We start from the raw sequence: 14191 nt of genomic DNA, 5'->3' as shown, positions 1-14191 counted from the left end.
GCCGATAGGTGGCACGTGGCAGCCGAGACCCCCAGCACCGAGCGGACCGGCACCCGTCGCTCCCGGCGACGCGGTGTCCCCGTCCCGTACGACTTCCGACGGCCGACCAAGCTGTCGCGTCAGCACGCCCGCGTGCTGGAGATCACCTACGAGGGCTTCTGCCGGCAGTGGGCGACCCTGCTGTCCTCGACGCTGCGCACCACCGTGCAGGTCGAGCTGGACGGCATCCAGCAGTACAGCTACGACGAGTACGCCGCGTCGCTGCCGATGCCGACCGTGATGGCCGTGTTCGACCCCGAGCCGCTGGTCGGCGCCGCGGTCCTGCACATGGACATCGCCTTCGTGCTCTCCTGCATCGAGCGGATGCTCGGCGGGACCGGCGTCAACGAGCAGCCGGCGCGCCAGCTGACCGACATCGAAGCCGTCCTGGCCCGCGGGATGGTCGAGCGCACCCTCACCGAGCTGGCCTCCTCGCTGCTGTCGGTGACGGACCTGAAGCCGAAGCTGACGGCCATCGACCAGAACCCGGCGTTCGCGCAGGCCGCCGCGGCCACCGACGTGATGATCGTCTCCTCCTTCCACCTGCAGCTGGAGGGCCTGACCGGGACCGCCACGCTCGCGATGCCGCTGGACCCGCTGTCGGCCGCGCTGACCGCCGCCGAGCTGCGGGTCGCCAGCCCCGAGGAGCTGCGGATCCGCCGCCTCATGCGCGACCGCCTCGACGACCACCTGGAGCACATCCCGGTGGAGGTGTCGGTGCGGATGAAGGCCGCGCAGATGCGCCCCGACGAGATCCTCGCGCTCATCCCCGGCGACGTGCTGCGTCTCCCGCACCGCGCCGACGAACCCCTGGAGGTGGTGTCGTCCGACGCCCACGTCGCCTCCGCCGTGGCCGGTAGCCGCGGAGCCAAGCTCGCCTGCCTGATCGTCCCGACCGTCGAGGAGAACGCCCGATGAGCACCATGACCAGCACCGACCTGACCGCCGTCCTGCGCGAGGCCGCCCAGGCCGCCCTCGCCGTCCTGCCGCTGTCGGCGCCCGGCGCCATCACCGACGTCGTGGCGGTCCCGCAGGCCCCCGACATGGGCGACGAGGGCACCGCGGTGTCGGCCAACTTCGCCGGCGCCTCCAACGGCCGCGTCACCGTCGTGGTCGGCGAGGAGACGCTGAACACGCTGCTCATGAGCCCCGAGGGCGCCCTCGACCCGGTCGACGCGCTGCGCCCGGCGCTGGAGACGGTCGTGCACGCCCTGGGCCAGTGCGTCCTGGAGGCCGGCGTCGAGGGCGACCCCGCGCAGGCCCTCAGCCAGCTCGACGGCGGCGCGGTCGCCGTCGTCGGCGCCGCGGGGGAGACCCTGGCCCTCATCGGCCTGACCCTCACCGCGCAGGCCGAGGCCCCCGCCCCCGTCGCCACCGCCTCGGCCTCGCCGGCCGCGGCCGCCGGCCCGCGCCGCACGATGGACCTGCTGCGCGACGTGCAGATGGACGTCACCGTCGAGCTGGGCCGCACCTCCATGACGGTGCAGGACCTGCTGGCCCTGACGCCCGGCTCGGTCGTCGAGCTGGACCGCGCGGCCGGTTCGCCCGCCGACGTCCTGGTCAACGGCCAGCTCATCGCCCGCGGCGAGGTCGTCGTCGTCGACGAGGACTACGCCATCCGCATCACCGAGATCGTCACCCCGGAGGCCGGCGCCTGATGGACGCTGTCGCCGCGATCGCGCGGACGAGCATCTCCCTGGTGGCGGTGCTCGGGCTGCTGTACCTGATCTCCCGCTGGCTGCGCCGCCGTCAGGGCGCCGTGGCCGGCGGGGCTGACTTCGCCGTCCTGGCCAAGCAGAGCCTGGGTGCCAAAGCCGCCGTCGCGCTGGTCAAGGTCGGCGACAAGGCCCTGGTCGTCGGGGTCTCCGACGCCGGGGTGAACCTGCTCGGGGAGACCGACGTCGCGGCCGTCTTCAAGGAGACGGCCGAACGTGCCGATGAGGTCGACGTCACCGCCACGGACTCGGCGGACGGCGCGACCGGCACGGATGCCGTTGCGGCGCAACTCCAGGTGGGGGAGCGCTACCTGCGCAAGGCCGGCGAGACGATCGCCGTGAAGGCCCCCGCCCGCCACACCGCCACCGGTGTGGGCGGTTCGGCGCTCTCCCCGGCCACCTGGTCCAAGGCAGTCGACGTTCTTCGTGAGAGGACGACCCGCAGGTGATGAAGTCCCGAGCCACCCGCCGAGCCACCCGCCGTGCCCCCCGTCGGGCACGGAGCCTGGCCGCCGCGCTGGTGCTCTCCGGCGGTCTGGTCGTCGGGGGCGCCCTGAGCGCCCAGGCCGCTGCCCCCGCCGCTACCCCGGCCGCCGCGCCCGCCGCCTTCACGACCTCCTTCACGACCTCCTTCGGGGCCGTCCAGGCGGGGGTCCAGGCGGGCGTCCAGGCGGGCGTCCAGGCGCCCACGGCCCCGCAGGCGCCCGCCGCGCCGGCCGGGACCGGGTCGGTCTCGGTCGACATCAACGGCGTCGACGGCAAGCCCAGCCAGTCGATCACCATCATCATCGCGCTGACGATCCTGTCGGTGGCGCCCGCGCTGCTGCTGCTCACCACGAGCTTCACGAAGATCCTCATCGTGCTGGGCCTGACCCGCAACGCCCTGGGCCTGATGGGCACCCCGCCCAACCAGGTCCTGGCCGGGCTGGCGCTGTTCCTGACGATGTTCGTCATGGCGCCCACGTTCAGCCAGATCAACGAGATCGCGGTCCAGCCCTACCTCAAGGGCGAGAAGACCGCGACGGTCTCCTTCGAGGACGGCTCGAAGCCGCTGAAGGAGTTCATGCTGAAGCAGACGCGCCCCGAGGAGCTGGCGCTGATGACCAAGGCCGCCGACCGCGAGCTGCCCGCCACCCGCGAGGAGACGCCGCTGACGACGCTGGTGCCGGCGTTCGCGCTCTCGGAGCTGCGCAGCGCCTTCATCATCGGCTTCGTCATCTTCATCCCCTTCCTGGTGATCGACATCGTCGTCTCCGGGGCCCTGATGAGCCTGGGGATGATGATGCTGCCGCCGGTGACGGTGGCGCTGCCCTTCAAGCTCCTGCTGTTCGTGATGGTCGACGGCTGGGGCCTGATCATCAAGTCGCTGGTGGCCAGCTACACGGGGTAGCCCGCATCGGCACGAGCACGACCGAGGGACCGGTGTCGTCGACACCGGTCCCTCCGGCGTCCCCGGCCCGGCCCGGAGCGTCCCGGGCGCCCCTCACCCGCTCGGGCTCAAGGGATTCACCCGATCGGCCGAGACAACCAGGGCAAGGACCCCGCGACCGGAAGAGGCGAAGCTGATGACCGACGTGACCGTCATCCACATCGGGATGACCGCTCTCGTCCTCGCCGCCAAGCTGTGCGCCCCCATGCTCCTGACGGCCCTGGCGGTGGGCTTCGGCATCTCCCTGTTCCAGAGCGTCACGCAGCTGCAGGAGCAGACGATCTCCTTCGTCCCCAAGGCCGTCGCCGTCGGGATCGCGATCGTGGTGTGCGGCAAGTGGATGCTGCACGAGCTCACCGGCTTCACCGCCGAGCTCTACGGGCAGATCCCCTCGCTGCTGACCCACGGCGGCTGATCGGGGTGCAAGGCCTGCCCGCCGTCCCGCTCGACCTGCTGCTGGCGCTGCTGCTCGCCGGCATCCGCGCCGCCGCCTTCCTCACGATCGCCCCGCCGTTCGCGAACAAGGCCGTCAACGGGCGCGTCAAGGCCATGCTGGCCGTCGCGATCGCCCTGCCCGTCGCCACCCGCCTGCGCGAGTCCGCACCCGCGGCCGAACCGGCCGCGATCATCACCGCCGCCGTCCAGCAGGCCTTCATCGGCGTCGTCATGGGCGCGCTCGTGGCGCTGCTGTTCGCCGCCGTCCAGGCCGCCGGCGACATGATCGACCTCTTCGGCGGGTTCCAGCTCGCCAGCGCCTACGACCCGCTCATGCAGACCCAGACCGCCATCTTCGGCAAGCTCTACGCCTGGACCACCACGGCGCTGCTCGTCGTCTCCGGCGGGCACCTGCTCATCCTGCAGGGCTTCCTGCGCTCCTACGAGGTGCTCCCGCTGGACGCCGGCCTCGACACCGGCACCGTCGCGCGGGTCTTCACCGAGGGCGTCGTCCAGCTCGTCGTCTCGGCCCTGCAGATCGCCGCCCCGCTCGTCGCGGTGCTGTTCATCACCGACATCGGCCTCGGCCTGCTCTCGCGCGTCGCCCCGGCGCTGAACGTCTTCGCCATGGGCTTCCCGCTGAAGATCCTCATCACCCTGACGCTGGCCGGGTTCACCTTCTCCATGCTGCCCGGCGTCGTGGACGACCTGGCCGACACCGCCCGCGAGACCGTCGTGCGGGTGCTCAGCCCGGACCTGACGGACGGGGGTGGTGACGGGTGAGCGGCGAGAAGACCGAAGCACCCACCCCGAAGAAGCTCAAGGAAGCGCGCGACGAGGGGAACATCCCGTTCTCCCGCGACGTCGGGGCCTGGCTGTCCACCGGTGCGGGAGCGATCACCATCCCGCACACCATCGAGTCCGGGCAGGTCCTGCTGCGGCGCACCATGGGCCGCATCGCCGAGATCGCCACCCACCCCGACCCCGCCGGCGCCCTCGCCGTCCTGACCAGCACCTTCCGCGGCGTCCCCGGCGTGCTGGGCCCGCTGACCGTCGCCACCGTCCTGGCCGTCGTCGTCTCCGGCGCCCTCCAGGGCACCCTGCGGCCGGCCACCAAGAAGCTCAAGCCGAAGTTCTCCAACCTCAACCCCGTCAACGGGCTCAAGCAGCACTGGGGCCCCCAGGCGATCTGGGAGACCGTCAAGTCGCTGCTGAAGACCGTCGTCATCGGCGGCGCCGTCTGGCTGGTGGCGAAGAACCTCATGCCGCACCTCATCGGCCAGGGCGTCATGCCCACCGCCTCGGTCCTGGAGCTCACCGGCGGCGCCGTCGTGAAGATGCTCGCCGTCACGATCCTCGTCGGGCTGATCATCGCCGCCGCCGACTACGCCATGAGCCGGCGCCGGATCATGAAGAAGCTGCGGATGAGCAAGCAGGACATCAAGATGGAGCACAAGAACGCCGAGGGCGACCCGCTGCTCAAGGGCGCCATCCGCTCCAAGCAGATGGCCATGTCCCGCAACCGCATGATGGCCGACGTCGCCAGCGCCGACGTCGTCCTGGTCAACCCCACCCACATCGCCGTCGCCCTGCGCTACGAGCCGGGCACCGGGGCCCCCAAGGTCGTGGCCAAGGGCGCCGGGGCCATCGCCACGAAGATCCGCGAGAAGGCCAAGGAGAACGACGTCCCGCTGGTCAAGGACATCGAGCTGGCCCGCGCCATGTACAAGAGCGTCAAGGTCGGCCAGGAGATCCCGCCGGAGTTCTTCGCCACCGTCGCCAAGGTGCTCGCCTTCGTCATGAGCCTGCGCAGCCGGGGCTCCCTGACCGCCTTCGGTGAAGCGCACACCGTCCCGGCCTGACCGGGACCGGTCGCGGCCCCGGCCGCCGGTGGTCAAGGTCGGCGCCGCCGGAGCCGATGCTCAGCGCGTGGGCCGACGAGGTGGGGCACCGGGGGCGCCGGGCGTGAGCGGGACCCCCCGCGCCGACGCCCGAGCCGACGCCGGGGGCACCTCCGTAGCCGCCGGCCTCACCCGCGCCCTCGGCCTCGTCGTCGCCCTCCTGCTCCTGGTCGGCGTCAGCGGCGCCGGCGGACTGCTCGTCACCGGCGCCTCCCGCGCCCGCGAGACCCAGCTGCGCGGCCTCGAAGCGGCCAACGCCACCGTCCACCTGACGCTGCTGACCGCCGAGGCCGCCGTCCGCGACCACCGCGACACCGGCCGCCCGCAACCCCTCGACACCTACCGCCGCGCCCTGGACGCCCTGCCCGCCCAGCGCGCCCACGTCGAGCAGCTGCTCACCGACCCGTTGCAGCGCAGCCTGTTCGCTGAGCAGGACCGGTCCATCGACACCTGGCTCGCCGTCCTCGACCCCGACCGCGGCGCCGCGGACACCGCCGGCGCGGCCGCCGAGGCCACCGCCTTCACCGCCGTCGGCGAGGCCGGCACCCGCCTCGACGTCCTCGTGCGCCACCAGCGCGACGACGCGACCACCGCCGAGACCTGGGCCCGCTACGGCGCCCTGACCGTCACCGTCCTCACCCTCGCCGCGGCGCTCGCGGTCGGGGTCGGCACCGGCGCGCGCACCCGCCGCGCCCTGGTGGACCCGCTGCGCTCGCTGGTCGACGTCCTCGACGCCCTCGGCCGCGGCCAGCGCGGCGCGCACGCCGACCCCACCGAGGGCCCCACCGAGGTCCGCACCGTCGCCCTGGCCGTCAACGACCTGGCCCGCGAGAACGCCCGCCTCCTGGAGGCCGCCGAGCGCTCGGCGCGGCTGCACCGGCTCGCCGGCGACATCGGCCGCCAGGTCCGCGACCAGCTCGTGGCCCAGGAGGCGATCGACGTCGCGGTCACCCGCCTCGGCGAGGCGCTCGACGTCACCGGCGTCCGGGTCCAGCTGCTGGACGCGGTGCCGGGGGAGCGGGGGACCGCGCCCGGTCCCGGCGCCGCCCTGGACGACCACCGCGACTGGCTCGCCGACCTGCACCGCACCGGCGCCGTGCACGCGGTCACCGACCTCGCCACCGACCTCGCCGCCGACCCTGTCACCGACCTCGCCGCCCTCGACCCGGGGGGCCGCCCGCCGGCCCTGGAGCGGTCCCTGCGCGCCGCCGGGGCCCGGGCGGTGCTGCTGGTGCCCATCGGGGCCGGGGAGTCCCCGCACGGGCTCCTGACGGTCCTGGACGACCGCGGCCCGCGCCGCTGGAGCGAGCCGGAGGTCGAGCTGGCCCGGTCCGTCGCCGTCGACCTGGCCCGCGCCCTCGTCCTGGCCGGCCTCTACCGCGCCCAGGAACGGCTGCTCGCCGAGCTGCGCGAGGTGGAGACGGTCAAGTCCGACCTGCTGGCCACCGTCTCGCACGAGCTGCGCACCCCCCTGACGTCCATCTCCGGCTACCTCGAGCTGCTGCGCGACGGCGCCGTCGGCGAGGTCGGGGACGACGTCGCCGCCGTGCTGGGCATCGTCGAGCGCAACACCGACCGGCTGCGCGCTCTCATCGAGGACCTGCTGCTGCTGTCCCGCGTCGAGTCCGGCCCGGCCCGCGGCCCCGGCGGCACCAGCACCGTCGCCGACCTCGTCACCTCCGTGCTGGCCACCCTGCCCACCCTGGCCAGCCGCGCCGGGGCCCGGGGCGCCGTGCGCTGCACCACCCCCCGCGACGCGCTCGCCGGGCTGCGCGTCAGCGGTGACCCCGAGCACCTGCACCGGGCCCTGCTGGCCGTCGTCGAGAACGCCGTCAAGTTCTCCCCGGCCGGTTCCCTGGTGCGCCTGCGCGTCGAGCACGACCGGCAGGACGTGCGGATCATCGTGCAGGACAACGGCATGGGCATCCCCGCGGGGGAGACCGCGACCGTGTTCGACCGCTTCGCCCGCGGCTCCAACGCCGCGCTCCTGCAGGTCCCCGGCACCGGCCTGGGCCTGACCATCGCCCGCGACCTGCTGCGCCTGCACGGCGGCGGCGTCGCGCTGGAGTCCGAGCTGGACCGCGGGACCACCGCCGTGATCACCCTGCCCCACGCCCCGCCCCACGCCGTGGCCCCCGACGAGGCCCCCGACGAGGCCCCCGACGACGGTCTCCCCGACCGCGCCGCACCCGCCCCGACCCCCAGCGGGGCGGGCCCACCCGGCCCCTGACCCCACCACCCGAACCCGCCAGGCCCCGCACCACCCACCCGCCCCTACGAGGTCCAGGAGGACCCACCATGGCCCGAGTGCTCGTCGTCGAGGACGACCCGGACATCCGCCAGCTCGTCGAACTGCGCCTGCGCGGTCTCGGCCACCGCGTCGTGGCCGCCGCCGACGGCGCCGAGGCGCTCGCCGTCATCGCCGAGCGCGGCGCCCCCGAGGTCGTCGTCCTGGACGTCGCCATGCCCGGCATGACCGGCCTGGAGGTGCTGCGCACCCTGCGCGCCCAGCCCGAGCACGCCGGCCTGCCCGCGATCTTCCTGTCCGCCCGCGTGCGCCCCGAGGACATCACCGCCGGCGAGGAGCTCGGCGCGATCTACCTCACCAAGCCGTTCGTCGTCTCCGCGCTCGCCGGCGCGATCGAGAAGGCCCTGGCCGCCTCGGCGCAGTCCGCCGGGAGCTGGTGACCGCACCGCACCGCCCGCCCCACCGGCCCCGTCCCGCACCCGCGGGGCGGGGCCGTGCGCGTACGGGGCCGCCGCCCGGTCGGGCCCGCCGGGACGTGCCACCCGGACGGGTTCGCCCGGACGGGCGGCTCAAGGCCGCCGCCGCCGGTGCCGAAGGAGGGGGTGGCCAGGACGGCCGCAGCAGGGCCATGGACGGGCCGCTGGACGAGTGACACCCGATCGGGTGCCCGAGATCGACAGGCGGTGCAGTGAGACTTCCGAACCTCTCGCAGCTGGTGATCCCCGCGGGGGTCGTCGGCATCGTCCTGCTGCTCGTCGTGCCCCTGCCGGCGGCGCTGCTGGACTTCCTCATCGCCCTCAACATCACGCTCTCGCTGATCGCGCTGCTGATGACGATGTTCGTCAAGCGGGTGCTGGACTTCTCGGTCTTCCCGTCGCTGATCCTCGTGCTCACCCTGTTCCGCCTGGGCCTGAACGTGGCCTCGACGCGACTGGTGCTCGGTGACGGCTTCGCCGGCAAGGTCATCGAGGCCTTCGGGCACTTCGTGATCTCCGGCTCGCTGGTCATCGGCCTGGTGGTCTTCCTGATCCTGGTCGTCATCCAGTTCGTCGTCATCACCAAGGGTGCCGAGCGCGTCGCCGAGGTCGGTGCCCGCTTCACCCTGGACGCCATGCCCGGCAAGCAGATGGCCATCGACGCGGACCTGAACGCGGGTCTGATCGACGAGGCCACCGCCCGCCAGCGCCGCGCCGACGTCAGCGCCGAGGCCGACTTCTACGGCGCCATGGACGGTGGCTCGAAGTTCGTCAAGGGTGACGCCATCGCCGGCATCATCATCATGCTGATCAACCTCATCGGCGGGTTCGCCATCGGGATGGTCCAGCACGGTCTGGGCCCGGCGGAGTCGATCAACAAGTACGCCCTGCTGAGCATCGGCGACGGCCTGGTCACCCAGGTCCCGGCCCTGATGCTGTCGGTGGCGACCGGCCTCATCGTCACCCGCTCCACCTCCAACGGGGACATGGGCTCGGAGGCCATCAAGCAGCTGTCCTCGCAGAAGGTCGCCTTCCAGATCGCCGGGGCCGCGCTCGTGGTCCTGGCCCTCATCCCGAGCATGCCCAAGCTGCCGTTCCTGGTGATCGGCGCCGCGTCCATCTACGCCTCCACCCGCATCGCCGCGCGGGACAAGAAGGTCGCCCGCGACGCGGCCCTGGCCGAGCTGGCCCCCGCGCCGGTCAACCCCACCGAGGCGGCCGAGAACCTGCTCGAGGAGATGCGGGTCGACCCCCTCGAGGTGGTCCTGGCCCCCGACCTGGTCGACCTGGTCGACACCTCCGGCGGCGGCGACCTGCTCGAGCGGGTCCGCGCGCTGCGCCGCAAGATCGCCCTGGAGCTGGGCCTGGTCGTGCCGCCGGTCCGCACCCGCGACTCCCTGGACCTGCCGATGTCGACCTACGCGGTGCGCATCTCCGGCGTCGAGGTCGCCCGCGGCATGGCCCCGCCCGGGCAGGTCTTGGCCCTGGGCGACAACCTCGACGGCCTGCCCGGCCGCTCCACCGTGGAGCCCGTGTTCGGCCTGGCCGGCAAGTGGATCCCCGCCGAGCTGCGCCACCAGGCCCAGCTCACCGGCGCCACCGTGGTCGACCGCGCCAGCGTCCTCATCACCCACCTCGGTGAGCTGGTGCGCACCCACGCCCCGCGCCTGCTGTCCCGCGAGGACGTCCGCTCCCTCGTGGAGGCTCTCAAGCGCACCCACCCGGCCGTCGTCGACGAGCTCACCCCCGCGGTCCTCACCCTCGGCGAGGTCCAGCGGGTGCTGCAGGCGCTGCTCGACGAGGCCGTCCCGATCCGCGACCTGGCCCGCATCTTCGAGGCGCTCTCGCTGCGCGCCAAGGCCGGCAGCGACCTCGACGGCCTCGTGGAGGCCTCCCGCCGGTCCCTGGGGCCGGCCGTGGCGGCCGTCCACGAGCAGGACGGGACGCTGCACGTCATCACCCTGGACCCGCTGCTGGAGCAGCAGCTGGCCGAGTCCCTGCGCCCCGGCGAGCACGGCGCCAGCCTCGCGCTGGACGCCCTGACCGCCGAGCACCTGGTGACCGGCTCAAGTTCCTGCCTGGATCGTGCCGAAGGGCAGGGCATCAGCGCGGTCCTCGTGTGCGCGCCCCCCCTGCGCGCCCCGCTGCGCCGCCTGCTGAAGGTGGCCGTGGGCCGCCTGCACGTCCTGTCCTACGACGACGTGAGCAACCACCCCCGGATCGAGACGGTTGGATCGGTGAGCGGTGTCCATGCACTTGCTTCTTGAAGGCACTGACCTGCAGGAACTCCTCGACGAGGTCCGTCAGCAGCACGGCCCCGCGGCCCGCGTCGTCCGCGCCGAGCGCATCCGCTCCGGAGGCGTCGCCGGCTTCTTCAGCAAGGAACGCTACGAGGTGACCGTCGAGATGGACGGCGCCGGAGGAGACTCGTTGACCGCACCCGCCCCGTCCACCGCCCCCGAGACCGGCACGCGTCCGGAGGCCCCCGCCGAGGCCGGGGTGGAGGAGCGCGAGGCCCTCGACTTCGAGGCGCTGCTGGCCGCCGCCGACGCGGCCGAGACGTCCGCGGCGCAGGCCGAGGCCCAGGCCGGGGCGGAGGACGCCGGTGAGGTCGCCGGCGCGACCACCGGCGCGACCACCGGCGCGACCACCGGCGCGACCACCGGCGGGGCCGGGGCGCAGGCCGCGGGGGAGGACTTCGAGTCCGCCCGCGCCGGTCTGCTGGAGATGCTGCGCGCCCAGCAGGGCGAGGCCGCGGGCGAGACCGCCCCGGCGTCCTTCGAGGACTCGCTGCAGGGGGCGCTCAAGGTCTCGGGCGTCGATGCCGAGAACCCCGTCGTGATCGCGCAAACGGGTGACGACCAGCACGCTGCGTCGACCGTCGAGACCGGGACCGTCCCCCAGGTGGAGGACGGCGCGGCCGAGGCGTTCGAGGCCGCCCTGCTGGAGCAGGCCCGCGTCGAGCTGGAACGGGCCGAGGCCGCCGAGGCCGCCGAGGCCGAGCGGGTGGCGGCCGAACGTGCCGCCGCCGAGCGTGCCGCCGCCGAGCGTGCCGCTGCCGAGCGTGTCGCCGCCGAGCGCGCCGCGTTCGAGCAGGCGCAGGCCGAGCGGGCCGAGGCCGAGCGCGCCGAGGCCCAGCGGGTGCAGGCCGAGCGTGTCGCCGCCGAGCGTGCGGCCGCCGAGCGCGCCGAGATCGAGCGCGCCGAGGCCGAGCGGGTCCGCGCCGAGCGCGAGACCGCCGAACGAGCCGCCGCCGAACGAGCCCTGGAAGAGGAGCGGATGCAGCAGCAGATGGAGCGCCAGCACGCCGAGCGCGAGGAGCGGGCCCGTCGCGACGCCGCCCGCGCCCAGGAGGAGCGCCGCCAGCAGGCGCGCGCGGACGTGCGCCGCCGCCAGGCCGAGCGCGTCGGGCAGGCCCAGCGCGGTGCCGCCGCGCCGGCGCGGTCCCTGGGCGAGGTCCTGGCCGCGGCCGACGCCGCCGACGGCACCGACCGCCTCGGGGCGATGTTCGCCGCCGGCCAGGGCGTGCGCCCGGAGGCCGAGCCGGTCCGCCGCGAGGCGCCGCGCCGCGAGCCGGCCCGTCGTGAGCCGGCCCGTCGTGAGCTGCCCCGCGAGGCGGCCGCCGCCCCCTCGCCGCGCCCGCACCGCCCGATCTCCACCGAGAGCGACACCTTCGCCCGGACCCTGGCCGCGATGCGCTCGGGGACCACGCGCACTTCTGCGGCCCCCGTGACGGCTAATGTACGCTCCGTGACGACGCCGGTGCGTTCCGTTCGTCCCCGTCCGGGACACCCCGACGCCCGACCCGCTCGCACTCCGGAGGAACGCGTGTCCGATCAGTTCGGTGCAGCCAACGGCGCGACCGCCCGGGAGGGCCGCGGCCCGGCCCGGCGTCCGGAGCTGCGCCGTCCCGCCGCGGTGGAGGAGCAGTTCGCCGACCAGTTCGGCGACCAGTTCGGCGACCGCTTCGAGGTCGAGCGCGCCGAGCGCCCGGCCGAGCGCCCCGCTGACCGCCGGGGTGAGTGGGCGCACGACTACGACCAGCTCGAGCAGTCCTTCGAGCAGCCGTACGACCAGCCGTTCGAGCAGGGCTACGAGCGCCAGGACGAGCGCCCCGCCCGCAGCTACCAGGCCCCCGCGCGCCTGGACGAGCGCGCCAGTGACCGAGCAGTGAACCGCAACGGGGACGAGAACGAGGCGATGACCATGGATCTGACTTACCGTGAACCGGTGACCACTTACAGCGAGCGTCCGGGGTCGTCCCGCATGGCGTACCGCGAGCCGCAGGACACCGGTGACGTGCTGCGCCTGGCCCGCGACATCGACGTCCCCGCCCCGCTGCGCGTCGGCGCCGGCGAGCTCGTCGTCGTCATCGGCGAGGCCGACGCCGTGGTCGCGGCAGCCCTCCTGGTCGCCGACGAGGTCGGCTCCGAGGCCCCGCTCGTCCTGGGCCGCGCCGACGTCCAGAACACCGTGACCGCCGACGAGCTGCCCGCCCGCCAGGACCAGGCCCGCCGCTGGAGCGCACCGCTCACCGTGGCGATCCCGGCCCGCCCGACCGGGGCCGACGCCGAGCGCGCCGCCCGGATGGCCGCCGAGATCGGCGCCGCCTCCGTCGTCGTCTGCGTCGACGCCACCCGCCGCAGCCACGCCGTGGCCAGCCTCCTGCGCGCCCTGGACGGGGTGGGCCTGCCCGCCCGCCGCCTGGCCGTGCACCGCGCCGCCGAGAGCCCGGACCCGCTGGACGTGCTGTCCCTCGACGTCCCCGTCGGGTTCCTCGACGGCCGCCCCGCCACCTCGGGGGCGTGGGCCGGTCTGCTCCTGGACGCCGCCGGCGACCAGGGCCTGCGCTGACCTCGACGCTCACGCGTCCCGGCAGCCCCGCCCTCCCGCCCCGATCCCGGAGACCGACCTCCATGGCCCGACGTGCCGCCTCGGGAGCGCAGCTGGCGCGCTCCGCTCCCGGGCACTGGCCCGGACTGAACGACCGCGTGTGGGTCGAGGTGCACCTGCCCGACTCCCTCGGCGGGGAGACCATCCGCATCCCCACCCGCGTGGAGGACAGCACCGAGAGCAGCCTCGTGGTGGCCGCTCCCAGCTTCCGCGGTGACCTGCACGTCGTGGCCCCCGGCCTGGCCGTCTCGGTCTGCTGGGCCGGGCAGCGCGGGCAGAGCCGCCAGGAGTTCCTGCTGGCCGAGGTCGTCCGCCACCGGGTCCCCGCGTGGGACCTGGCCCCCAGCGGCGACGTCGTCGTCGAGCAGCGCCGCCGCTTCGCGCGGGTCCCGGCCACCGGGACCGCACGGATCTCCCCGGTCGCCGGCGACCCCCTGCGGGCCGAGCCCGACCCGGCCGAGGAGGACGGCGAGCCCGTCGTGGGTGCGCACCTGGTCGACCTGTCCGAGGGCGGGGCCGCGGCCTCGGTCCCGGCCGGCACCTGGCTGCGGCTGGGCCGGCTGGCGCGGATCTCCTTCGACCTCGAGGGCGACCCGGTGGACCAGGTGGGGCAGGTCGTCCGGTCCCTGGACTCCCTGGACCCCGACCGGCTCGAGGTGGTCCTCGCGTTCGCCGAACCGGTGGCCGCCGCCGACCGGCTGCGCCGCTACGTCATGCAGACCCAGATCAAGCACCGCCGTGGAGGAGACCGATGACCGCGATCGTGCTGGCCGTCAGCCTGCTGCTGGCCGCCCCGGCCGTCCTGGGCGTGCTCCGCGGTACCGGCGAGGTCGACACGGCCCTGCTGCACCTGGTCCTGTCGCTGGTCGTCACCTCCGTCGCCGCGCAGGTCGTGCGCTCGATCGTGCGCGGCTACCAGGCGCAGGCCGAGCAGGCCGTCGCCGAGGGGGCCGAGGACGAGGAGCCCCTGGGGCGTCGCCGCGACGACCGCTGACCCCTTCCCGCGCCCGCGCCCGTCCCCGTCCTGCGGGGGCGGGCGCAGGCGCGTCCGGGCA

13 protein-coding genes are annotated in these 14191 nt (G+C 74.5%); all 13 read left to right on the top strand.

What is annotated here, in order from left to right; translation table 11 throughout:
• Positions 1-15: 15 nt before the first annotated feature.
• Positions 16-957: a flagellar motor switch protein FliM gene (locus ACRYRX_RS06435; RefSeq protein WP_432511003.1), complete on the top strand. Its 942-nt coding sequence runs from the start codon at positions 16-18 to the stop codon at positions 955-957.
• Entirely contained in the window at positions 954-1697 is a 744-nt protein-coding gene (gene fliN, locus ACRYRX_RS06430) for a flagellar motor switch protein FliN (RefSeq protein WP_432511002.1), read from the top strand. Before ACRYRX_RS06435 ends, fliN begins: the two co-directional genes overlap by 4 nt.
• On the top strand, positions 1697-2203 hold the full coding sequence (locus ACRYRX_RS06425) for a FliO/MopB family protein (RefSeq protein WP_432511001.1): 507 nt from the start codon (positions 1697-1699) through the stop codon (positions 2201-2203). The genes fliN and ACRYRX_RS06425 overlap by 1 nt, the downstream gene beginning before the upstream one ends.
• Positions 2203-3144 (top strand): flagellar type III secretion system pore protein FliP, encoded by a 942-nt coding sequence (gene fliP / locus ACRYRX_RS06420; RefSeq protein ID WP_432511052.1) that lies wholly within the window; start codon positions 2203-2205, stop codon positions 3142-3144. The genes ACRYRX_RS06425 and fliP overlap by 1 nt, the downstream gene beginning before the upstream one ends.
• Positions 3145-3319: 175 nt before the next feature.
• Positions 3320-3598, top strand: a complete 279-nt coding sequence (locus tag ACRYRX_RS06415) for a flagellar biosynthetic protein FliQ (protein ID WP_432510999.1) — start codon at positions 3320-3322, stop codon at positions 3596-3598.
• Between the two features lie 5 nt (positions 3599-3603).
• Positions 3604-4401: a flagellar biosynthetic protein FliR gene (locus tag ACRYRX_RS06410; RefSeq protein ID WP_432510998.1), complete on the top strand. Its 798-nt coding sequence runs from the start codon at positions 3604-3606 to the stop codon at positions 4399-4401.
• Positions 4398-5480, top strand: coding sequence for an EscU/YscU/HrcU family type III secretion system export apparatus switch protein (locus ACRYRX_RS06405; protein ID WP_432510997.1), 1083 nt, complete (start codon positions 4398-4400; stop codon positions 5478-5480). The genes ACRYRX_RS06410 and ACRYRX_RS06405 overlap by 4 nt, the downstream gene beginning before the upstream one ends.
• Before the next feature lie 103 nt (positions 5481-5583).
• Positions 5584-7749, top strand: coding sequence for an ATP-binding protein (locus tag ACRYRX_RS06400; RefSeq protein ID WP_432510996.1), 2166 nt, complete (start codon positions 5584-5586; stop codon positions 7747-7749).
• A 68-nt stretch (positions 7750-7817) separates the two neighbouring features.
• Positions 7818-8207, top strand: coding sequence for a response regulator (locus tag ACRYRX_RS06395; protein WP_432510994.1), 390 nt, complete (start codon positions 7818-7820; stop codon positions 8205-8207).
• 248 nt (positions 8208-8455) lie between these two features.
• The gene (flhA, locus tag ACRYRX_RS06390; RefSeq protein WP_432510993.1) at positions 8456-10510 is read left to right on the top strand and encodes a flagellar biosynthesis protein FlhA; all 2055 of its coding nucleotides are present in this window, start codon (positions 8456-8458) and stop codon (positions 10508-10510) included.
• Positions 10488-13097, top strand: coding sequence for a hypothetical protein (locus tag ACRYRX_RS06385; RefSeq protein ID WP_432510992.1), 2610 nt, complete (start codon positions 10488-10490; stop codon positions 13095-13097). Before flhA ends, ACRYRX_RS06385 begins: the two co-directional genes overlap by 23 nt.
• A 62-nt stretch (positions 13098-13159) precedes the next feature.
• Positions 13160-13891, top strand: coding sequence for a PilZ domain-containing protein (locus tag ACRYRX_RS06380; RefSeq protein WP_432510990.1), 732 nt, complete (start codon positions 13160-13162; stop codon positions 13889-13891).
• Positions 13888-14130: a hypothetical protein gene (locus ACRYRX_RS06375; protein WP_432510989.1), complete on the top strand. Its 243-nt coding sequence runs from the start codon at positions 13888-13890 to the stop codon at positions 14128-14130. The genes ACRYRX_RS06380 and ACRYRX_RS06375 overlap by 4 nt, the downstream gene beginning before the upstream one ends.
• Positions 14131-14191: the final 61 nt, after the last annotated feature.

Origin of the sequence: Kineococcus lubricus (genome assembly GCF_050871965.1) — a bacterium.
Lineage (GTDB): Bacteria > Actinomycetota > Actinomycetes > Actinomycetales > Kineococcaceae > Kineococcus.
This window is presented reverse-complemented; position numbering and strand designations above follow the sequence as displayed.

Coding starts and splice junctions, on each gene's coding strand:
- fliN (WP_432511002.1), top strand. CDS start 954: ATGAGCACCATGACCAGCACCGACCTGACCGCCGTCCTGCGCGAGGCC.
- ACRYRX_RS06425 (WP_432511001.1), top strand. CDS start 1,697: ATGGACGCTGTCGCCGCGATCGCGCGGACGAGCATCTCCCTGGTGGCG.
- fliP (WP_432511052.1), top strand. CDS start 2,203: ATGAAGTCCCGAGCCACCCGCCGAGCCACCCGCCGTGCCCCCCGTCGG.
- ACRYRX_RS06415 (WP_432510999.1), top strand. CDS start 3,320: ATGACCGACGTGACCGTCATCCACATCGGGATGACCGCTCTCGTCCTC.
- ACRYRX_RS06395 (WP_432510994.1), top strand. CDS start 7,818: ATGGCCCGAGTGCTCGTCGTCGAGGACGACCCGGACATCCGCCAGCTC.
- ACRYRX_RS06380 (WP_432510990.1), top strand. CDS start 13,160: ATGGCCCGACGTGCCGCCTCGGGAGCGCAGCTGGCGCGCTCCGCTCCC.
- ACRYRX_RS06375 (WP_432510989.1), top strand. CDS start 13,888: ATGACCGCGATCGTGCTGGCCGTCAGCCTGCTGCTGGCCGCCCCGGCC.